Genomic DNA, 20,709 nt, shown 5'->3' on the forward strand with positions numbered 1-20,709 from the left:
ACGTGATCTAAATCATCCTTACTCATAATGCGTACATTTATCCAGTTTTTGGCAAATTTGTCATCTGGCGACCCTTCGAGTGAAAGCCGTATTCTTACCTCAACGACACTACCGAATTATGTACTGAGGAAAGAATCATGGAACTCTATCTGGACACCGCAAACGTAGCAGAAGTTGAACGCCTGGCGCGTATCTACCCGCTGGCCGGCGTGACCACCAACCCGAGCATTATCGCTGCCGGTAAAACGCCGGTTTGGGATGTTCTGCCGCGCCTGCAAAAAGCCGTCGGCCCGGAAGGTATTTTGTTCGCCCAGACCATGAGCCGCGACGCGCAGGGCATGGTGGAAGAAGCCAAACGCCTGAGCAACGCCGTCCCCGGTATCGTGGTAAAAATCCCGGTCACTGCCGAAGGCCTTGCCGCTATCAAATTGTTGAAAAAAGAAGGCATCCCTACACTTGGCACGGCGGTCTACAGCGCCTCTCAGGGCCTGCTGGCCGCGCTGGCCGGGGCAAAATATGTTGCCCCTTACGTAAACCGCGTCGATGCCCAGGGCGGTGACGGCATCCGCATGGTCCAGGAGCTGCAGTCCCTGCTGGAACTGCATGCGCCGGAAAGCAAAGTGCTGGCCGCCAGCTTCAAAACTCCACGCCAGGCGCTGGATTGCCTGTTAGCCGGTTGCGAAGCTATCACCCTTCCGTTAGATGTAGCGCAACAAATGCTCGGTACCCCTGCGGTAGAGTCAGCCATTGAGAAGTTTGAGCAGGACTGGAATAACGCCTTTGGAACTCTGAACCTGTAACCCGATCGGCGAGCCGCCCAGGGGGGTGGCATCACGGTCATCCAGGAGGAATAGAAATGGATCGCATTATTCAATCACCCGGTAAGTATATTCAGGGCGCAGACGCAATGACTCGCCTTGGCGGCTACCTCAAACCGCTGGCTGAACGCTGGCTCATCGTTGGCGATAAATTCGTACTCGGTTTTGCCGAAGAAAAACTGCGTAAAAGCCTGGCGGATGCTGGGCTGGTCGGTGAAATCGCTCCGTTTGGCGGTGAATGCTCACACAATGAAATCAATCGCTTGCGTGGTATCGCCGATTCTGTCCAATGCACAGCCGTGCTCGGTATCGGCGGCGGCAAGACGCTGGATACCGCAAAAGCATTAGCACATTTTATGAATCTTCCGGTGGTTATTGCGCCGACGATTGCTTCCACCGATGCGCCGTGCAGTGCGCTCTCGGTCATTTATTCCGATGATGGCGAGTTTGATAGCTATCTGATGCTGCCGCGCAACCCGAACATGGTTATTGTTGACTCGCAAATCGTAGCTGGGGCCCCGGCACGCCTGCTGGCAGCCGGTATCGGCGACGCGCTGGCGACCTGGTTTGAAGCGCGTGCCTGCTCCCGCAGCGGCGCGACCACCATGGCTGGCGGTAAATGCACCCAGGCGGCGCTGGCGCTGGCTGAACTGTGCTACAACACGCTGATTGAAGAGGGTGAAAAAGCCATGCTGGCGGCAGAGCAGCACGTTGTGACGCCTGCGCTGGAACGGGTGATTGAAGCTAACACCTACCTGAGCGGCGTCGGGTTTGAAAGCGGCGGCCTGGCGGCTGCGCACGCTATTCACAACGGTCTGACCGCTATTCCGGACGCTCACCACTACTATCATGGTGAAAAAGTGGCTTTCGGTACGCTTACGCAGCTGGTACTGGAAAACGCGCCGGTGGAAGAGATCGAAACCGTAGCAGCGCTGTGCCATAGCGTCGGGCTGCCTATCACCCTGGCGCAGTTGGATATTAAAACCGATATCCCGGGCAAAATGCGTACCGTCGCGGAAGCCGCCTGCGCGGAAGGTGAGACCATCCACAATATGCCCGGCGGCGCGACGCCGGATCAGGTCTATGCGGCGCTTCTGGTCGCCGACCAATACGGTCAACGCTTCCTGCAAGAGTGGGAATAACCTCTGCACACACCTGCTTCGGTGGGTGTGTTCTTTCATGTTCTTTTCATCCCCCATTGTCAGCCTGAATGATGTGTTTTATAGTGCGATTTTCCTCCGGGTGTATCGTAGACATGCAATCATCAGATCGAAGAATGAGTATTTATGCCATTCTGCAACAGGACAAAAAAGTCGTCGTCAATGAACTCGCCGAAAAGTTCGGCGTCACCAAAATGACCATCCGTCGCGACCTGTCTTTCTTTGAAAAACAAGGTATTGTAAAAACAACCTACGGCGGGGCCTATTTGACAAGCGGTGCCAGCGTCGAGCCCAGTTTCCAGCTCAAATCAATACAGATGGTCGATGACAAGCATCTGATTGGCCAGAAAGCCGCCGAACTGGTTGAGGATGGCGATACGATTATTATCGATTGCGGTACCACGCCACTGGCCCTGGCACAGTTTATTTTTGATAAAAAAATCATGGTGATAACGAATTCCGTTCCAGTAGTTAATCTATTGAAAGGGAGAAAAAATATTAAATTAATCGTGGCACCAGGTGAGTACGAGGACGATACCCAAGGGATGATCTCCTTCAGCACCGCTGATTTCTTTCGTAATATCCATGCCGATAAGGTCTTCCTCAGTACTCAGGGTATTAACGAACTGGGAGAACTGACGGTACCCAAAATGACCGATGCCCACGTCAAGCAAGCGCTGATGCGTGCTGGAAGGCAAAAAATACTACTGGCAGACAGAAGCAAGTTTGGCCAAACATTTCTTGCTGGCCATGCTCGTCTGGCTGACCTCGACCTCGTTATCAGCCAGACCGACCTCCCCAACGACACCCTCTCTCTGATTAAAACGCAAAACGTACAGCTATTGCTGGCAGATACTCACTCCTGATCGCACAGACGTCTGACAACAGGCGTCTGTGTTTTTTTGCACCCTTAGAATGTTCCATTTGGATTCATTAAAGTCAAAAGAAACAAAATAGATCATTTTTTTATTGACAAAAGAACACCTCAGGCGTGGAATAGGGATACCCACTCCAGAATTGAGGTCTTTATGAACGGATTACTGAGCTTCAAACCCACCAACAACGATTGTGATTTCAATCGTATCGCCAAAAAACAAGATCAGATGTTCCACCGCGTGGCGACCATTTGCCCGGAACGCGCGGAGATCATCACCGAATCCTTCAAACGTTCTGAGGGTAAATCCATTGTGATTCGCCGGGCGTTAGCGATGGCCGATATTCTGGAAAAGATGACTATCTATATCGAACCGGACATGCTGATCGTCGGTAATCAGGCAAGCGCCAATTTTGCCGCCCCGGTGTTCCCGGAATACTCGTTTAACTGGGTCATTGACGAGCTGGACGAGTTCGATAAACGTTCAGGCGACAGCTTTCAGGTTGCTGAAGAAACCAAAGCACGCTTGCGTGTGCTGCAGGATTATTGGCAGGGGAAAACACACCAGGATGAAGTGTTGACTAACCTACCGCAAATAAACCGCCTGGCAGAAAAACAGGGGGTACTACACCGCGGCGGTATCAGTATGTCTGGCGATGGCCATATCATTCCGAACCATGACTTTGTACTGGAAGTCGGCTACGGTGGGATGCGTGATATCGCAAAACAACATCTGGCGGAAGACCAGGACCTGACTGAAGAACAGACGGATTTCTACCAGGCGGTCATCATCACCATGGATGCGGCGCTGCATTACTGCAAACGCTTCTCTCTGTTGGCAAAAGAAGAGGCGGAAAAAACCGCCGATGCTAAACGCCGTAACGAACTACTGACGATGAGCGAAATGTTCGCTCACCTGATGGAAGGCAAAGCACAAAGCTTCTACGAAGCGGTAGAAACCGTCTACCTGACTCACCTGCTAATGATGATCGAAAGTAACGGCCATTCCTTCTCTTTCGGCCGTTTTGACCAGTACGTCTGGCCGTTCTACGAGGCGGATATCAACTCCGGAAAAATCAGCAAAGAAAAAGCGCTGGAGATCCTGACCCACTTCTTCATCATGACCAACAGTCTGAATAAAGTGCGCCCGTGGGGCCACACGCAGTACAGCGGCGGCTACCCGCTCTACTCCAACCTGATGGTTGGCGGTATGAAGCCGGACGGCACCGACGGTACCAACGATCTCTCTTATTTATCGCTGGAAGCCATGGCATTGACCGGCCTGCCAGAGCCAAACCTGAGCGTACGTTTCTCTAAAGATACCCCGCACTCGCTGATGCAGGATTCAGCAAAACTGATCCGTAAAGGATTCGGCATGCCGTCCATCTTCTGCGACGAAGTGGTTATCCCGGCGATGATGACTCTCGGCCTGACGGAAGAAGTCGCGCGTGAATATGCCTCAATGGGTTGTGTCGAAACCGCGATTCCGGGGCGCTGGGGCCATCGAGCCACCGGGATGACCTACGTAAACTTCGGCAAAATTCTTGAACTGGTGATGAACAACGGCTGCGACCCGGCAACTGGCGTACAGCTGGTCAAAGTCAACGGTAAGGAAGGTCGTGAGATTAATTATGAATCTTATGATGAAGTCTGGGCCGCGTGGAATCAGCTGCTGGAATTCTACTCCGATCTGGCTGTTGATTGTGACCTGGTCTGCGACCGTGCGCTGAAATATCACGATGCCGACGCCTTTGCTTCTGCCACCATCAATTGCTCGCTGGAGCGCGGCAAAACCCTGAAAAATGGCGGCGCTGAATATGACTTCGTTAGCTCATCCAATATCGGTCCATCAGTGGTTGGCGACAGTCTGGCAGCGGTGAAAAAGCTGGTCTTTGATGACAAGGTGTTGACTCTGAAGCAGCTTCGCGATGCGATGGACTGCAACTTTGAAGGCATCGAAGGCGCCCGCGTGCGTAAACTGTGCCGTAACGCGCCGAAGTTCGGTAACGATATCGACTACGTTGATCACATCGTCGCCGACGTATTCGAGTCCTACCTGAAGCTGCTGCCGAAATACAAAACCGACCGTTACGGTAAGGGACCGAAGGGCTGTGGGTACACCATGTCCACCTCCAATATCACTTCATATGTACCAAACGGTTTTGACGTTGGCGCAACTCCGGATGGCCGCCTGGCCACTCTACCGCTGAACGAAGGCGCATCACCATGCCTTGGCGCGGACAAAGAAGGCCCGACTGCGGTGATCAACTCCGTCGCGAAACTGCCTAACCAGAAAATCGCCGGTGGCCAGCTGCTGAACATGAAATTTACACCGAGCGCGCTGGAAGGCGACGATAATCTGGAGAAATTCACTCATTTCATGGAAGCCAGTCGCGAGAAAAATATCTTCCATAACCAGTTCAACATCATCGATTCGAATCTTTTACGCGCGGCTAAAGAGCGCCCGGAAGATTATCCGAATCTGATGGTCCGCGTTGCGGGTTACTGCGCTCTGTTCTCGACGCTGATGCCGGAAGCGCAGGACGCGATTATTGCCCGCACAGAACTGGCCTGGTAGATATCCCGACATACTTCGAGTTGCAGTTACGTTGTTAAGGACGCTTATAGCGTCCTTATCCTGCCACCCGAATTATTTAGGGTATATATGGAGGTAATATGAGAACTGGCCTGATTTCACGCATTCAGCGTTACTCGACCAAAGACGGTCCAGGAATACGTAGTACCGTATTTATGCAGCAATGTAATTTACGCTGCCAGTGGTGTGCGAATCCGGAGACTATCAGACCAGGTTTCAACGTTTTCTGGTTTAAGGAACGCTGCCGCCAGTGTGGCACCTGCGCTAAGGCCGCAGTCAATAACACCATTACCATGGCGACACCGGGTAACGGCGTGAATATCGATCGAAAAAACTGTACCAACCTGCTGGATATGGTCGATATGTGCCCCTATGACGGTTACGAAAAAGTGGGTAAGGAGATGTCCTCCCACGAGTTGGCCAATCTGCTGCTGCGCGATAAATCATTTTACGACTCCAGCCACGGTGGCGTTACTTTTTCCGGCGGCGAGCCTGCACTGCAGGCTGAGTTCGTCAGGGAGACGGCTCTACTGTTAAAAGAGGCGGATGTGCACGTTTGCCTTGATACTGCCGGGCATATTCGCTGGGAGAAACTGCGCCCGCTGATCGAAGCGGTCGATCTGGTCTCTTACGATTTTAAGGCCTTTGATGCCGAGACGCATCTCGCCTGTACCGGCGTAGATAATCGGTTGATCCTTGAAAATGCCAAAGCGATCGCGGCGATGGGTACCCCCATGCTTGCGCGCATGGTCATTGTCCCCACACGTAATGACGATCCGGAAGATATCCGTCAACGCCTGGATTTTATCCGCAAGCTGGGCGCTGCGGTTCAGCAGGTCGATATTCTGGAATATCACATCTACGGTGTTGGAAAGTATCAAAAACTTGGCATGCCCTATCTTCTGAATAATATTCCTGGCTGCCAGCGAGAAATGACAGAGCAAATAAAACATTACGCCGAAGAAATTGGTCTGAAAGCAACCATAGGCGGCTAAAGGATAAACATGTTAAATTTTATCATTACTGAAACCTACAAAGAAATGAGTGAGCTGGCGGCTAGTCGGGTAGCGATTGCGCTAGCGAAAAAACCGAATTTGGTGATGGCATTACCTACCGGAGGAACTCCTGTGGGCCTTCTTGCAGAAATGAGTCGAATGGCTAAAAGCGCAGAGGCTAATTTCGCACACGCCAGATCATTTAACATTGATGAATATATCCCGCTAAAGAAGGACGATCCGCAAAGCTATTACTGGTTTTTAGAGCACTATTTTTATCAGCACGCTAATATCCCTTGTGAAAATACCTTTGCACCCAACGTTCTGGCTGAAGATTTAAACGCAGAATGCGCACGCTATGAGCGTGAAATTCAGGCGCAAGGTGATTTTGATATCACTATCCTTGGCATTGGTCACGATGGGCATATTGGTTTTAACGAACCTCATCCCACTCATAGCCCTGTCTGCCATATTATTGATCTTAATGAAGAAACCATAGAGGCCAACGCTCGATTCTTCTCACGTAAAGAAGATGTGCCGCTACGGGCGATAACGCTCGGTATGGGAACTATTCTAAGAAGTAAAGAAATTGTCCTGATTGCTAACGGTAAATCAAAAGCGGCGGTCATTAAACAGCTTCATGAGTGCACTCGTGTCGACCCATTATTCCCCGCCTCGTTCTTACTGATGCATCCAGACGTAACCATTATTTGCGACCGCGAGGCAGCATCGCTCATCAACGCATAAGGTGGATATATGAAAATCCAGAGTGAACGTGTTTGGCTAGCGGGTGGTTTCTATCCGGCGCAGCTGACCCTGGAAAATGGTGTTATCAGCGATATCACGCTGGGGCTCAGCCCAAATGTTGACCAGGACTATGGCTCACGGCGCATAATACCAGGGTTGATTGACACTCATGCCCACGGCGCCTGGGACTATGATACTAACGAAGACGATCCTGAGGGGCTTCGACGCTGGACGTATCGTCTGCCGGAAGAAGGCGTCACCGCGTTTTGTCCCACGACCGTGACCGATGAAGATACCACTCTGTTTGCTGCGCTGGAAAATATCTCGCGCGTTATGGATGAAGGTTACCAGGGTGCGGAAATTCTCGGCATCCATCTGGAAGGGCCATTTCTTAGCCAGCTTTACCGCGGCGCACAGCCGGAAAAACAGATTCGGCCGGCCAGCGTCAGCGCGTTTCAAGCCTTTGAACGTGCAGCTCATGGGCGAATCATCGCCATCAGCCTTGCGCCAGAAGAAGATGCCGAATTGGCGTTAACACGCTATTGCACTCAGCAAGGTATCGTGGTCAATCTGGGTCATTCGGATGCCTCCTTCGAACAGGCTTTGGAAGCGGTCGCTAATGGCGCAAAAAATGTCACCCATGTTTTCAACGGGATGGCGAAATATGTCAACCGTGAACCGGGCCTTTTGGGCGCCGCGCTCCGACTCGACGGTCTTTACGGCGAATTGATCGCCGACGGCATTTTTGTGAGCCTGGTTTCTGCCGCTAATCTCTATCGCATTAAGAATGATGATGACGTCATTATGATTAGCGATTCAATGAAATCAAAAGGTTGCCCTCCTGGCCGCTATATGTTTGGTGGTGAACCAATGATTTTAGGTCCGGATGGTGCAACCCGACGTGAAAATGGTGTACTGGTGGGCAGTACTCTACAGCTGAATCGCGGGCTCTATAATATGGTTGAGGGTGCGACAGTACCCTTTGCCTCAGCATTAAAATCCTGCACCATCAACCCCGCCAGATTGTTAGGGTTAGAGAACCGGAAAGGTAAATTACAGCGCGGATTCGATGCTGACATCGTTATATTAGAAGATGACTATCAGGTTAATACAACATACTGCAAAGGAGTCATCGCCTATTCAGTAAATTAACCTTTTTAATTACCGAGCATAAAACAAATAAGCGGACATTGAAAAATGGCTGCTATTTTCTTACGCCTTTAAATTATTAAAAATATTACCTTGTAAAGTATTTAATAAAATGCGACAGAGATAACATTAACCTTTCTCTTATTCCCTTAAAAATAAAACCACAAAAACAAAGCGGTTATAACACCGCAATACCCATCGCAGGGTCAGCCAGTATAAATGCCCTCACGGTCACGCTGGCTTCAGGATTTTATTTTCTAAGAGAACGATAATGAATATATTGGGTTATCTCCAGAAGGTGGGGCGTGCGCTAATGGTGCCAGTCGCCACATTGCCCGCAGCAGCAATTTTAATGGGTATCGGATATTGGATTGATCCCAATGGTTGGGGAAGTTCTAATGCTCTTGCAGCGTTATGTATTCAGTCCGGTGCCGCCATTATCGATAATATGGGCGTACTTTTTGCCGTAGGAGTCGCATACGGCATGTCAAAAGATAAAGACGGCGCGGCCGCGCTGGCAGGATTTGTGGGTTTCCTGGTATTAACCACACTTTGCTCGCCAGCCGCCGTTGCAATGATCCAAAAAATACCGGCAGATCAGGTACCTGCCGCCTTTAGCAAAATTAAAAACCAGTTTATCGGTATCATGGTGGGAATTATCGCCGCCGAGCTTTACAATCGTTTCAGCAGCGTCGAGTTACCAAAAGCGCTCTCCTTTTTCAGCGGCCGCCGTCTGGTACCGATCATCACCTCTTTCGCCATGATTATCGTTGCCTTCATACTGATGTTTATCTGGCCAGTGGTGTTCAGCGGCCTGGTGAGCTTTGGCGAACATATCCAGAAGCTAGGTTCACTGGGAGCTGGAGTCTACGCCTTCTTCAACCGCCTTTTGATACCCGTTGGTCTGCATCACGCTCTCAACTCGGTGTTCTGGTTTGATGTAGCCGGTATTAACGATATCCCCAATTTCCTCGGCGGCGCACAGTCGCTTGCTTCAGGCAAAGCGGTACTCGGCATTACCGGCCGCTACCAGGCTGGTTTCTTCCCGATCATGATGTTTGGCCTGCCGGGAGCTGCACTGGCGATTTATCAATGCGCACGCCCGGAAAACAGAGCCAAAGTCATGGGTATTATGATGGCCGGCGCCTTTGCCGCCTTCTTTACCGGGATCACCGAGCCACTGGAATTCTCCTTTATGTTTGTAGCGCCCGTGCTGTACGTCATTCACGCGGCCCTGACTGGCCTCTCGGTCTTCATTGCTGCCAGCATGCACTGGATTGCCGGTTTTGGCTTCAGCGCCGGTTTGGTTGACATGGTGCTGGCCTCGCGTAACCCGCTGGCGACGCAGTGGTACTTGCTGATCCCAATGGGGGTGGTGTTCTTCGCTATCTACTATCTGGTCTTCCGTTTCACCATCACTAAATTTAATCTGATGACCCCAGGTCGTGAACTCGCCGTTGCCGGAAGCGCTGCTGATGGTGAAGATATAAATGTTAGCGACAATAAAGAGCAAAGTGTAACCGCGCTGGCCCGCCAGTACATTGCGACGATTGGCGGCTCCGATAATCTGACCTCTATTGATGCCTGCATTACCCGCCTGCGCCTGGGAGTTAAAGACGCTACACTGGTCAACGAAGCGCTGGCAAGACGCCTGGGTGCCAGTGGCGTGATCCGCCTGAACAATACAAATGTGCAGATTATCGTCGGATTTATTGCAGAGAAAATTGCCAATGAGATGAAAACCGCTGGTCATGTTGATGCTGCTGAAGCTCTACCAGTTGCCACCACGCCTGTTGTTAACAAACCCCGCACTACGGCTGGCGCCATTGTTATCGCCGAACTACTCTCTCCGGTAAGCGGTGAGGTGGTGGAACTGCAACAAGTGCCGGACGAAGCTTTTGCCAGCAAAGCTGTCGGTGACGGCATCGCCATCAAGCCCACCAGCAATATCGTCCTCTCTCCCGCCGCGGGGACAATCGTCAAAATCTTCAATACCAATCACGCGTTTTGCCTCGAAACGGAAAAAGGGGCTGAGATCGTAGTCCACATGGGGCTGGATACCGTCGCGCTTGACGGCCAGGGATTTAAGCGGTTGATTGAAGAAGGTAGCGAAGTGGCTGCGGGGCAGCCAGTGCTTGAGATGGACCTTGATTTTCTCAACGCAAACGTGCGATCGATGATAAGTCCAGTGGTGTGTAGCAACGTTGAGGACTTTGGCTGCCTGGAAATTAAGGCTAAAGGCCAGGTTATCGCCGGACAAACCCTGCTTTATGAGATTAAGGGATAAGAGAAAGCATTGAAGGAAAACGGCCGTCGCGCTGGCGGCCGAAGAGGGCTGGCAACGTATGCCACTGGACGAGAATCTCAATGGGGTGCAGACCGCCTCATGCGCTCTGCACCCGCGCCACACGTTTTTTCATGCTGATAGCAGTCAGCGCCTCACAATGGCCAAAATACCAATGCCCAGAAAACCCAGGCTGATACTGCGGAACCAGCCACGCCACCGCACTCATCACCAACGCGCCGTACACCATTTCCCAGGTCGTCAGAGCGAGTAAATCAACGCCTGGATAGTGAACATACCTTCGCTTCACAATGATGGCGCTGGCTCCCCAGCTGATGCTGGAACGAATCGCCAGCAGAGCGCTTTCATCAAGGAGAAGTCGAGCTGCCATGCCTGCAGCACCAGCAATAAACCGAATGCCGTCAGTCCAATAGCGGCATACTGTATTCGCCGCATGCGTTCGCCTAAAATACTCGCTTTGCCGACGTGGTGATAAACCAAAAGAAGCGGCGCCGAATGAATTTTTTCGTCGCCGCGTAAAAAAGGGAAGGATAAGAAGAGGAAAACGGAATGGGAGTTAAGCCGGTCGCACGCCCAGAGTGTGGCAAATTGCGTAACTCATTTCCGCGCGGTTAAGCGTGTAAAAGTGGAAATCTTTCACCCCTTCACGGCTTAAAATCTTCACCATATCCATCGCAATGTTCGCACCCACCAGCTGACGAGTTTCGGCGTCATTATCCAGGCCCTCAAACATTTTCGCCATCCACGTCGGGATACGCACGTTGGTCATATCGGCAAACTTTTTCGCCTGCTTAAAGTTAGAGACCGGCAGGATACCCGGAATGATTTCGACATCGATACCGGCCGAGACGCAACGATCGCGAAAACGCAGGTAACTTTCAACGTCGAAGAAGAACTGGGTAATCGCGCGATTTGCCCCGGCATCAACTTTACGCTTCAGGTTAAGCAGGTCAGCCTGCGCGCTTTTAGCTTCAGGATGGACTTCCGGATAAGCCGCGACGGAAATATCAAAGTCTCCGACCTCTTTCAGCAGAGTGACCAGGTCTGCCGCATACATATCCGGCTTACCGCTGCCCGGCGGCAGGTCGCCACGCAGCGCAACGATATGGCGAATCCCGCTATTCCAGTAATCCTGGGCAATGGCGCGCAGCTCATCACGGCTGGCGTCAATACAGGTCAGATGCGGCGCGGCTTCAAGACCGGTACGCTCTTTTATACCTTTGATGATGCTATGGGTGCGGTCACGTTCACCGGAGTTAGCACCGTAAGTCACGGAGACAAACTTCGGCTTCAGGCTACTCAGGCGATCGATGGATTTCCAGAGGGTTTGCTCCATTTCACTGGTGCGCGGCGGAAAGAATTCAAAAGAAACATTAATCTGGCCCTGCACTTCCGCCAGGCTCTGATTCAGGGCTTCCCGCTGATTGGCGTGAAAAAAGCTCATACCTTACCTCATCAATCGCATTTTATTGTTTGTTGTGTTGCGAACTTCTATACGTTTAGACGTCCAGATGTAAAAATGACGGAAAAGAGCACCGGCGTCAATAGAAAAATCAGCGTAAACAGTGAGGAATATTCAGACAAGATGAAATTAATTCATGGCGCATTCGCTAAGGTAATGATTTTTCAAGAACTGCTATCACCCTTTCCCGTAACCCCTCATTTGCGGGCATCGTGACCACACCCAGCCTAAGAGGAAGCTGCTGGCTGGCGTCCCGAAGAGGACAAAAGACCACCCCTTGCCGCTGAATCGCGGAAAAAGAGGCTGGCAGGAGGATCATGCCTTCTCCGCGCGCAATGCGCGCCAGCAGAACATCATGCTCGGCGGGCTCCTCAACGTAAGCGGGCGAATAGCCTGCCCGATCAAAAATACGCCGCGTATAGTCAAAAAAATCAGGATTACGCTCGCGTGGAAACCAGAACAACGGCCGGTGATTGAGCGCGCTTAACGTCAGGTCCGCCGTGACGGCCTCCGGCCAGGATGCGGGTAACGCTACGATGAGCGGCTCCTGGTAAGACAAAGGATGCAGGTGAAGCCCCTCGGTATTCAGCGGCAGCGCCACCAGCGCCGCATCCAGCTTGCCCTTTCGCACCAGCCGGGCCAACGCCGGTGATGACTGACGAGTGATATGTAAAGCGCCGGTCTGTTCCCCCAGAGCGGATTCCGCGGCGGCGAAAACGCCCTGTTCAAAGGCCGTCGTCAGCCCGATCCGCAGAAGCTGCTGCGCAGGCGCCGAGAGCTGGCTCAGCGCCGACAGGGTGCGCTCCTGAAGACACAACAGCGGCCGAACGATGTCCAGCACCCGTTTTCCCTCATCGGTCAGAATCAAGCCTTTGGTGTGGCGCAAAAATAGCGCCACCCCCAGTTGAGATTCCAGATGACGAATATGACGGCTCAGCGGCGGCTGCGAAATAAAGAGCCGCTGAGCCGCTCGGCTGATGTTACTTTCCTCCGCAACCACTGCGAAATAGCGCAGCAGGCGGACATCCAGATTCTGTAAGCGTGAATTTGTCATACTGAAAAGGTATCACGAAAAGGGTATTACTCAAGTCCGGTAAACTTCCCTAACCTTCCTCGTAACGCATAATCACACTGAGGAATAGGCTATGAGCAGCGAACGTTATACCACCGGACAAGAAATGCTACAGCGCGTGGACGGCAAAGGCGGCGATGCCGTCGTCAACAGCCTGAAGGATATCGCCCCCGATTTTGCCCGCTATCTGATTGAGTTCCCCTTCGGCGATATTTACGCCAGGCCAGGGCTCGATTTGCGCAGCCGTGAAGTTGCCACCATCGCCGCGCTCACGGCCCTCGGCAATGCCGCACCGCAGCTAAAAGTGCATATCGCCGCCGGGTTAAATGTCGGCCTGACACAGGAAGAGATTACCGAAGTTATCATGCAGATGGCGGTCTATGCCGGATTCCCGGCGGCCCTGAATGGCCTGTTTGCCGCCAAAGAAGTTTTCGCTGCGCACTAAGGCGAAAAGACCAGGCGTTGCCTGGTCTTTTATTTATGACTACAGCAGCTGCGCCAGGCGGTTGATATCCGACTGAATCGCCCCGGCGGTCACATCACGACCGGCGCCCGGACCACGGATGACCAGCGGGTTATCGCGATACCAGCGGCTCTCAATGGCGAAGACGTTATCGCACGGCAGTAGCGCCGCCAGCGGATGCTCTTCGCGCACCGCTTCAACGCCGACGCGGGCTTTACCATTGGCATCAAAACGCGCCACGTAGCGCAATACCAGACCCATTTCACGCGCCGCCTCCAGGCGCTGCAGCATCTGTTCGTTCAGCTCTTCACCGTTCTCGAAGAAGTGATCAACAGAACCCTCTTCGCAATGAGCGGGCACCAGCGACTCTACGCGCACCTGATCTGGCTCGATATTGTAACCCGCTTCACGCGCCAGGATGACCAGCTTACGCATCACGTCTTTCCCGGAGAGATCGACACGCGGGTCCGGCTCCGTCAGCCCCTGCTGCCAGGCCTGATCGACGAGGTCAGTAAACGGCACGGTACCGTCAAACTGCAGGAACAGCCAGGAGAGGGTGCCGGAGAAAATACCGCTTAGCGCGAGAATGGTATCGCCGCTATCAATCAAGTCACGTACCGTGTGGTTGACCGGTAAACCGGCTCCGACGGTAGCGTTGTACAGCCAATGTCGCCCAGTTTTCTCGAACGCATCGTGGATCTGGCGATATTTGCTGCTGCTGCTGGCGCCAGCCAGCTTATTCGCGCTAATAACGTGGAAGCCATGGCTGGCGAAATCAAGATACTGATCGGCCAACTGCTCGCTGGCGGTCACATCAAGCACAACTAAATCATCATACGGATGCGCACGCATCCACAGGAACAACGACTCTTCATCCTGTTCAATCGCTTCATCATTAAAGAAAGCCAGCGCACGACTGGCGTCGAGGCCTTCATAATTGAGCAGGCTGCGGCGGCTATCCACGACGCCGGCAAGAATAAATTCAAAACCGGTACGGGCGGAAAGTGTCGTTTGCTCACGGGCGAACAACTCCAGCCAGCGTGAACCGATATTGCCTTTACCAAACAGTACCAGCCCAATACGCTTTTCCGCGCGGAACAACGACTGATGCAGGCCCTGAATAAGGCTTTCCGTCGGCCCGGCGCGCAGTACCGCGACCAGGCTGATGCCCTCTTCTGATTGCCAGGTAAACTCTACCGGCTGGCCTTTCAGCTGCTGCCAGAAACGGTGGCAGTGCAGCGGATTACGGGTCACGCCGGCGCCGACCATCGCCACCAGCGCCAGCTTCTGACGCAGACGCAGCTCGCCCGGCAGCCCCGCTTCGTCCAGCAGCTTCAGCGCGCTGTCGGCCACTTCAGAGGTGTAGCAGAACTGCAGCAGCTTACGGTCGGCGTGTACGCCAACCGCCAGCGGCCGCAGCTGGGCGCGTTTTAAAATAGCGTCCAGCTCTTTATGCGCCAGTTTGAAATCCTGACCACCAGGCACCTGAAACTCAATCAGGCAGACATCATCGTGGCTGGTGACGATACGCGCCCCGGTGCCGGAAGCCAGCACGCGTTCGATGCGCGTAGAGCCCTGATCCGGGGTGTAGCTACAGCGTAATTGTAAATCGATATCGCTGCCGGAGACCGGCTGCAGCGTACGGGCATGTAGCACCGGCGCCGCCAGGCGGGCCAGCTCGCTGGCTTCATCAAGGCGCAGCAGCGGTAGCAGGCATGCATCTTTCACTTTCCGCGGATCCGCGCTGTAGACCCCGGCCACGTCGCTCCAGATAGTGACGCGAGACGCCCCGGCCAGTGCGCCGATTTGGGTGGCGGAATAATCGGAACCATTACGCCCCAGCAGAACGGTTTCTCCGGCGTTGTTACGCGAGATAAAGCCGGTCACCACCAGACGTTTGTTCGGGTGCTGAGCCATCAGCTGCTGCAAAAGCGGATAGGAGAGGCCTTCATCCACCTGCGGCTGCGGGGAGCGCTCGGCGCGTAAGAAGCTACGCGCATCCAGCCAGGCGGCCTCTACGCCCAGATGGTTCAGCACCGCCGCCATCAGGCGGGCCGACCAGACTTCGCCATGACCAACGACTTCGGCATATACCGCGTCAGTAACGCCGCCATCCAGCAGCCCGGCAAGACGCTCAAGATCCTGAATAAACGTGGCGATCAGCGTGTCGGCAGCGTCTGGCGACAGCAATCCGGAAATGAGATCCATCTGATAACGACGGAGCGATTGTTGCACCTGATGCGCAGAGAGGCGATCGGTCTGGCTGAGCTTCAGCCAGCTGATCAACTGGTTGGTGGTACTGCCGGCGGCAGAGACGACCATCATATCGCCCGCCTGCGAATACTCCGTCATGATACCCGCGACGCGCAGGTAACATTTCGCATCCGCTAAACTACTCCCACCAAATTTGTGCAGCTGACGACCCTTCGCCCCTGCCTGCGCAATCACACTCATGTTTATTCCTCGTTTGCTGCCCGGAAGCCATTTTCCAGGTCGGCAATTAAATCTTCACCATCTTCAATACCGGTCGAAATCCGCAGAAGCGTTTCTGAGATCCCGGCGGCCGCACGCGCTTCAGGCGCCATGCCCGCATGGGTCATCGTCGCTGCGTGGGAAATCAGACTTTCCACGCCGCCCAGCGATTCCGCCAGCGTAAACAGCGATAGCCCGCTCAGGAAACGACGCAGCGTCTGCTCATCGCCATCCAGTTCGAAGCTTAACATCGCCCCAAAACCTTTTTGCTGACGCGCCGCAATCTCATGCCCCTGGTTTTCCGGCAGGGACGGATGGTACAGTTTTTTCACCAGCGGCTGGGTTTTCAGATAGTCGACAATCGCCAGCGCGTTGCGCTGCGCCACTTCCATACGCGGAGAAAGCGTACGTAAGCCGCGCAGCAGCAGATAGCTATCAAACGCTCCGCCGGTGACGCCGATATTATTCGCCCACCATGCCAGTTCGGTGACGGTCGCCGGATCTTTGGCGATAACCACCCCGGCCACCACGTCAGAGTGGCCGTTCAGATATTTGGTGCATGAATGCAACACCAGATCGGCGCCCAGCGCCAGCGGATTCTGCAAAGCCGGGCTCAGGAAGGTGTTATCCACCACGCTGACCGCTCCGGCCTCACGCGCCAGACCGCAGATTTTCGCAATATCCACAACTCTCAGCAATGGATTACTTGGGCTTTCGACCAGAACCAGCTTCGGTTTTTCCGCCAGCGCGGCGCTCAGCGCCTGCTCGTCGTTCTGATCGACAAACAGCACGCGATAGCAGCCGCGCTTCGCCAGGCTATCAAACAGGCGGTAGCTGCCACCGTAGCAGTCGTGCGGTGCCACCAGCAGATCGCCCGGTTTCAGGAATACGGTGGTGACCAGCAAAATAGCCGACATGCCGGTATTGGTCAGAACCGCCCCCGCGCCGCCCTCCAGCTCCGCCAGCGCACGCTGCACCACATCACGGGTCGGGTTACCGCGACGAGAGTAGTCGTGGGCGCGAGGTTCGTTAAATCCGGTGAAGTTATAGGTGCTGGAGAGATGAATGGGCGGGACAACGCAACCGTACTGCTCGTCGTCATTTAAACCGCTACGCACTGCGATGGTGGCCTGTTTACGCGTCATGTTGGGGAGTTCCTGGGCTGAGTCGGTGAAAAGTCAGGCACCAGAGTAATCATTGTTATAATAGACGTCAATACATCTGGACATCTAAACTTCTTTGCGTATAGATTGAGCAAACTGGAAATAGCCGTTAAAATTATATGCATTAGCGCACATCCGTAGCGGCTTGTTTGGTGTCAGATGCGCCCCTCTACGGTAAACTACGCGCAATTATGGCCAGAACTCGCGTTCAGGCCCTTAACTAATGAATAGAGGATTAAAGGTAACTCATGGCTGAATGGAGCGGCGAATATATCAGCCCATACGCTGAGCACGGTAAGAAGAGTGAGCAAGTAAAAAAAATTACGGTTTCCATTCCTCTGAAGGTGTTAAAAATCCTCACCGATGAACGCACGCGTCGTCAGGTGAATAACCTGCGTCACGCGACCAACAGCGAACTGCTGTGCGAAGCGTTCCTGCATGCCTTTACCGGTCAACCGTTGCCTAACGATGAAGACCTGCGTAAAGAGCGCAGCGATGAAATCCCGGAAGCGGCGAAAGAGATTATGCGCGAGCTGGGAATCGACCCGGATACGTGGGAATACTAAAACCATAAAAAAAAGCAGAAGGAATCTTCTGCTTTTTTTGCGCGGTTGCGCGCGAGAGACAAAAAAGCCGCCCTGAGGCGGCTTCTTCAGCAAATTACTTGCTGGTACCCGGTACGCTGAAGCGCTTGTTGAAGCGGTCAACACGGCCACCGGTAGCAACATCACGCTGTTTGCCGGTGTAGAACGGGTGGCATTTACCGCACACGTCGAGGTTCAGGTCGTGACCTACGGTAGAACGGATTTTCATGACGTTACCGCAAGAGCAGGAAGCAGTAACTTCTTCGTATTTCGGATGAATATCTTTTTTCATGGGAGAACCTCAGTTAAGGCCGCGTCGCTCTTCCAGCCCTAACGCCAGACACCACGCGATGTTAATAATTTCCCGGTGCGATTGCGCAAAGCGAAATTGCCGGGTAATAGATTTTGATACCGCATAAAGCGCATCAAAGGCGGCGAATCATACAGAATTTGACCAGCATATGCAAACTGATCCGCGAGCCCTTATCACAATGTGTATACTAACCCGCCAGATTTCAAGTCAGGAAGATTAAATGCCCGTCGCTCACGTTGCCCTGCCCGTTCCGCTGCCCCGCACTTTTGACTATTTGCTGCCTGACGGCATGCCGGTCAAAGCGGGCTGTCGCGTGCGCGTCCCGTTCGGCAAACAGGAGCGGATAGGTATCGTAACGGCGGTCAGTGAGCGCAGCGAACTGCCGCTCAACGAACTCAAGCCGGTGGCTGAAGTCCTCGACGCCGGGCCGGTCTTCTCCGCTTCGGTCTGGCGGCTGCTGCTGTGGGCGGCGGACTACTACCATCATCCCATCGGCGATGTGCTGTTTCACGCGCTACCGATCGTGCTGCGCCAGGGAAAGCCCGCCAGCGCGACGCCAATGTGGTACTGGTTTGCCACCGAACAGGGGCAAGCGGTTGATATCAACAGCCTTAAGCGCTCACCGAAACAACAGCAGGCGCTGGCGGCGCTGCGTCAGGGGAAGATCTGGCGCCATCAGGTTGCCGAACTGGAATTTAACGACGCCGCCCTGCAGGCGCTGAGGGGTAAAGGCCTGGCGGAGCTGGCCAGCGAAGCGCCGGCTATCGCCGACTGGCGCGCAGGCTTCTCGGTACCCGGCGAACGCCTGCGTCTTAATACCGAACAGGCCACCGCCGTGGGCGCGATCCACAGCGCCTCGGACAGCTTTTCCGCCTGGCTGCTGGCCGGGATCACCGGCTCGGGCAAAACGGAAGTGTATCTGAGCGTCCTTGAAAACGTGCTGGCGCAGGGTCGCCAGGCGCTGGTGATGGTGCCAGAAATCGGCCTGACGCCGCAGACTATCGCCCGTTTCCGCCACCGTTTTAACGCCCCGGTGGAAGTGCTGCACTCCGGGCTGAACGACAGCGAACGCCTCTCCGCGTGGCTAAAAGCTAAAAACGGCGAAGCAGCGATTGTGATCGGTACTCGCTCGTCGCTATTCACTCCTTTTAAAGACCTCGGGGTGATCGTCATCGATGAAGAGCACGACAGCTCTTACAAACAGCAGGAGGGCTGGCGCTATCACGCCCGCGATCTGGCGGTCTGGCGCGCCCACAGCGAGCAAATCCCGATTATCCTCGGCTCGGCGACTCCGGCGCTGGAGACGCTTTATAACGTTCGCCAGGGCAAGTATCGCCAGCTGAAGCTCACCAAACGAGCGGGCAATGCGCGCCCGGCTCAGCAGCACGTTCTGGATTTAAAGGGCCAGCAGCTGCAGGCCGGACTGTCTCCGGCGCTGATAGGCCGCATGCGCCAGCATCTGCAGGCCGATAACCAGGTGATTCTGTTTTTGAACCGCCGTGGCTTCGCGCCGGCGCTGCTGTGTCACGACTGCGGCTGGATAGCGGAGTGTCCGCGCTGCGACAGCTACTACACGCTGCACCAGGCCCAGCATCATCTGCGCTGCCACCACTGCGACAGCCAGCGCCCGATTCCGCGCCAGTGCCCCTCCTGCGGTTCGACGCATCTGGTACCGGTCGGTCTGGGAACTGAACAACTTGAACAGGCCCTGGGGCCGCTGTTTCCCGATATCCCGATTTCCCGTATCGACCGGGATACCACCAGCCGCAAAGGCGCGCTTGAGCAATATCTTGCCGACGTCAACCGCGGCGGCGCGCGCATTCTTATCGGCACCCAAATGCTGGCGAAGGGGCACCACTTCCCGGATGTCACCCTGGTTTCCCTGCTGGACGTTGACGGCGCGCTGTTTTCCGCCGATTTCCGCTCGGCGGAGCGCTTCGCTCAGCTCTACACGCAGGTTTCAGGCCGCGCAGGCCGGGCGGGCAAACAGGGCGAGGTGATCCTGCAGACCCACCACCCGGAGCACCCGCTGCTGCAAACGCTGCTTTATAAAGGATACGACGCGTTTGCCGAGCAGGCGCTGGCAGAACGGCAAAGCATGCAGCTGCCGCCGTGGACCAGCCACGTGCTGATTCGCGCCGAAGATCATAACAACCAGCAGGCGCCGCTTTTTTTACAGCAGCTGCGCAATCTGCTGCAGGCCAGCCCGCTGGCCGATAAGAAACTGTGGGTGCTCGGGCCGGTTCCGGCGCTGGCGCCAAAGCGCGGCGGCCGCTGGCGCTGGCAAATTCTCCTTCAGCATCCGTCGCGCGTTCAGCTGCAGCATATCGTCAGCGGAACGCTGGCGTTGATTAACACGCTACCCGAAGCGCGAAAAGTGAAATGGGTACTGGACGTCGATCCTATTGAAGGTTAAGGCTTCTCTTGCGAGGCGGATCGAAAAATTCAACCGTCATCACGTTTTTCATGAAAATTCTGTAACTCTCTGGATGTACTATCTGTTAAAAATGTTGCTGATGTCAGAACGCCAGGGATG

Annotated in this window: 16 protein-coding genes and 1 pseudogene; 11 read left to right on the forward strand and 6 right to left on the reverse strand. The window is 54.2% G+C overall.

From position 1 onward, the window contains the following. Positions 1-137: 137 nt before the first annotated feature. The 8 genes from fsa to nagE all read left to right on the forward strand — a co-directional run bounded on the left by fsa (position 138) and on the right by nagE (position 10,626). Positions 138-800 carry a fructose-6-phosphate aldolase gene (gene fsa / locus K7H21_RS27225; RefSeq protein ID WP_004107558.1) on the forward strand — a complete coding sequence of 221 codons (663 nt, stop codon included), beginning with the start codon at positions 138-140 and terminating at the stop codon, positions 798-800. Between the two features lie 56 nt (positions 801-856). Next, positions 857-1,960, forward strand: coding sequence for a bifunctional L-1,2-propanediol dehydrogenase/glycerol dehydrogenase (gldA, locus tag K7H21_RS27230; protein ID WP_004127305.1), 1,104 nt, complete (start codon positions 857-859; stop codon positions 1,958-1,960). A 134-nt stretch (positions 1,961-2,094) separates the two neighbouring features. Then, complete coding sequence (locus K7H21_RS27235; protein ID WP_004127304.1) at positions 2,095-2,844, forward strand: DeoR/GlpR family DNA-binding transcription regulator; 750 nt, start codon at positions 2,095-2,097, stop codon at positions 2,842-2,844. A 162-nt stretch (positions 2,845-3,006) separates the two neighbouring features. Beyond that, positions 3,007-5,430 carry a glycyl radical protein gene (locus K7H21_RS27240; protein WP_223035482.1) on the forward strand — a complete coding sequence of 808 codons (2,424 nt, stop codon included), beginning with the start codon at positions 3,007-3,009 and terminating at the stop codon, positions 5,428-5,430. Between the two features lie 98 nt (positions 5,431-5,528). Further along, positions 5,529-6,443, forward strand: coding sequence for a glycyl-radical enzyme activating protein (locus tag K7H21_RS27245; protein ID WP_004127298.1), 915 nt, complete (start codon positions 5,529-5,531; stop codon positions 6,441-6,443). 9 nt (positions 6,444-6,452) lie between these two features. After that, complete coding sequence (gene nagB / locus K7H21_RS27250) at positions 6,453-7,190, forward strand: glucosamine-6-phosphate deaminase (protein ID WP_004127295.1); 738 nt, start codon at positions 6,453-6,455, stop codon at positions 7,188-7,190. A 9-nt stretch (positions 7,191-7,199) separates the two neighbouring features. Further along, positions 7,200-8,342 (forward strand): N-acetylglucosamine-6-phosphate deacetylase, encoded by a 1,143-nt coding sequence (nagA, locus tag K7H21_RS27255; protein ID WP_004127287.1) that lies wholly within the window; start codon positions 7,200-7,202, stop codon positions 8,340-8,342. A 268-nt stretch (positions 8,343-8,610) separates the two neighbouring features. Then, positions 8,611-10,626 (forward strand): N-acetylglucosamine-specific PTS transporter subunit IIBC, encoded by a 2,016-nt coding sequence (gene nagE, locus K7H21_RS27260; protein WP_004127285.1) that lies wholly within the window; start codon positions 8,611-8,613, stop codon positions 10,624-10,626. A gap of 164 nt (positions 10,627-10,790) precedes the next feature. Here nagE and K7H21_RS27265 read toward each other — a convergent pair. The 3 genes and pseudogenes from K7H21_RS27265 to K7H21_RS27275 all read right to left on the reverse strand — a co-directional run. Beyond that, positions 10,791-11,100 (reverse strand): annotated as a pseudogene (locus tag K7H21_RS27265) (EamA family transporter); the annotation flags it as partial. 100 nt (positions 11,101-11,200) lie between these two features. Further along, a complete protein-coding gene (gene metF, locus K7H21_RS27270) occupies positions 11,201-12,088 on the reverse strand; it encodes a methylenetetrahydrofolate reductase (RefSeq protein WP_004127280.1) in 888 nt (295 codons plus the stop codon). A gap of 166 nt (positions 12,089-12,254) precedes the next feature. Further along, positions 12,255-13,160 (reverse strand): LysR family transcriptional regulator, encoded by a 906-nt coding sequence (locus tag K7H21_RS27275; protein WP_170101104.1) that lies wholly within the window; start codon positions 13,158-13,160, stop codon positions 12,255-12,257. A gap of 91 nt (positions 13,161-13,251) precedes the next feature. Between K7H21_RS27275 and K7H21_RS27280 the strand changes: the two genes are divergently transcribed. Continuing rightward, positions 13,252-13,623: a carboxymuconolactone decarboxylase family protein gene (locus K7H21_RS27280; RefSeq protein ID WP_139529975.1), complete on the forward strand. Its 372-nt coding sequence runs from the start codon at positions 13,252-13,254 to the stop codon at positions 13,621-13,623. Positions 13,624-13,662: 39 nt separating this feature from the next. On the opposite strand, the gene K7H21_RS27285 is transcribed toward K7H21_RS27280, so the two are convergent. Continuing rightward, entirely contained in the window at positions 13,663-16,095 is a 2,433-nt protein-coding gene (locus tag K7H21_RS27285) for a bifunctional aspartate kinase/homoserine dehydrogenase II (protein ID WP_142444984.1), read from the reverse strand. A 2-nt stretch (positions 16,096-16,097) separates the two neighbouring features. After that, on the reverse strand, positions 16,098-17,258 hold the full coding sequence (gene metB, locus K7H21_RS27290) for a cystathionine gamma-synthase (protein WP_004127265.1): 1,161 nt from the start codon (positions 17,256-17,258) through the stop codon (positions 16,098-16,100). Between the two features lie 266 nt (positions 17,259-17,524). Here metB and metJ point away from each other — a divergent pair, with 266 nt between their 5' ends. After that, complete coding sequence (metJ, locus tag K7H21_RS27295) at positions 17,525-17,842, forward strand: met regulon transcriptional regulator MetJ (RefSeq protein WP_004107547.1); 318 nt, start codon at positions 17,525-17,527, stop codon at positions 17,840-17,842. 94 nt (positions 17,843-17,936) lie between these two features. Here metJ and rpmE read toward each other — a convergent pair whose 3' ends face one another. Beyond that, on the reverse strand, positions 17,937-18,152 hold the full coding sequence (gene rpmE, locus K7H21_RS27300; protein ID WP_004107543.1) for a 50S ribosomal protein L31: 216 nt from the start codon (positions 18,150-18,152) through the stop codon (positions 17,937-17,939). A 241-nt stretch (positions 18,153-18,393) separates the two neighbouring features. Between rpmE and priA the strand changes: the two genes are divergently transcribed. Then, positions 18,394-20,589, forward strand: a complete 2,196-nt coding sequence (gene priA / locus K7H21_RS27305) for a primosomal protein N' (protein WP_004127261.1) — start codon at positions 18,394-18,396, stop codon at positions 20,587-20,589. The last annotated feature ends 120 nt before the right edge of the window (positions 20,590-20,709 follow it).

The sequence above is a fragment of the Klebsiella sp. CTHL.F3a genome, from assembly GCF_019890895.1.
Taxonomy (GTDB): Bacteria; Pseudomonadota; Gammaproteobacteria; order Enterobacterales; family Enterobacteriaceae; genus Klebsiella; species Klebsiella grimontii.

Excerpts from the sequence above, each read along its gene's own strand:
- metJ (WP_004107547.1), top strand. The coding sequence starts at position 17,525 with ATGGCTGAATGGAGCGGCGAATATATCAGCCCATACGCTGAGCACGGT.
- K7H21_RS27275 (WP_170101104.1), bottom strand. The coding sequence starts at position 13,160 with ATGACAAATTCACGCTTACAGAATCTGGATGTCCGCCTGCTGCGCTAT.
- metB (WP_004127265.1), bottom strand. The coding sequence starts at position 17,258 with ATGACGCGTAAACAGGCCACCATCGCAGTGCGTAGCGGTTTAAATGAC.
- K7H21_RS27240 (WP_223035482.1), top strand. The coding sequence starts at position 3,007 with ATGAACGGATTACTGAGCTTCAAACCCACCAACAACGATTGTGATTTC.
- rpmE (WP_004107543.1), bottom strand. The coding sequence starts at position 18,152 with ATGAAAAAAGATATTCATCCGAAATACGAAGAAGTTACTGCTTCCTGC.
- nagA (WP_004127287.1), top strand. The coding sequence starts at position 7,200 with ATGAAAATCCAGAGTGAACGTGTTTGGCTAGCGGGTGGTTTCTATCCG.
- K7H21_RS27285 (WP_142444984.1), bottom strand. The coding sequence starts at position 16,095 with ATGAGTGTGATTGCGCAGGCAGGGGCGAAGGGTCGTCAGCTGCACAAA.
- K7H21_RS27245 (WP_004127298.1), top strand. The coding sequence starts at position 5,529 with ATGAGAACTGGCCTGATTTCACGCATTCAGCGTTACTCGACCAAAGAC.
- metF (WP_004127280.1), bottom strand. The coding sequence starts at position 12,088 with ATGAGCTTTTTTCACGCCAATCAGCGGGAAGCCCTGAATCAGAGCCTG.
- priA (WP_004127261.1), top strand. The coding sequence starts at position 18,394 with ATGCCCGTCGCTCACGTTGCCCTGCCCGTTCCGCTGCCCCGCACTTTT.
- K7H21_RS27235 (WP_004127304.1), top strand. The coding sequence starts at position 2,095 with ATGAGTATTTATGCCATTCTGCAACAGGACAAAAAAGTCGTCGTCAAT.
- nagE (WP_004127285.1), top strand. The coding sequence starts at position 8,611 with ATGAATATATTGGGTTATCTCCAGAAGGTGGGGCGTGCGCTAATGGTG.
- fsa (WP_004107558.1), top strand. The coding sequence starts at position 138 with ATGGAACTCTATCTGGACACCGCAAACGTAGCAGAAGTTGAACGCCTG.
- nagB (WP_004127295.1), top strand. The coding sequence starts at position 6,453 with ATGTTAAATTTTATCATTACTGAAACCTACAAAGAAATGAGTGAGCTG.
- K7H21_RS27280 (WP_139529975.1), top strand. The coding sequence starts at position 13,252 with ATGAGCAGCGAACGTTATACCACCGGACAAGAAATGCTACAGCGCGTG.
- gldA (WP_004127305.1), top strand. The coding sequence starts at position 857 with ATGGATCGCATTATTCAATCACCCGGTAAGTATATTCAGGGCGCAGAC.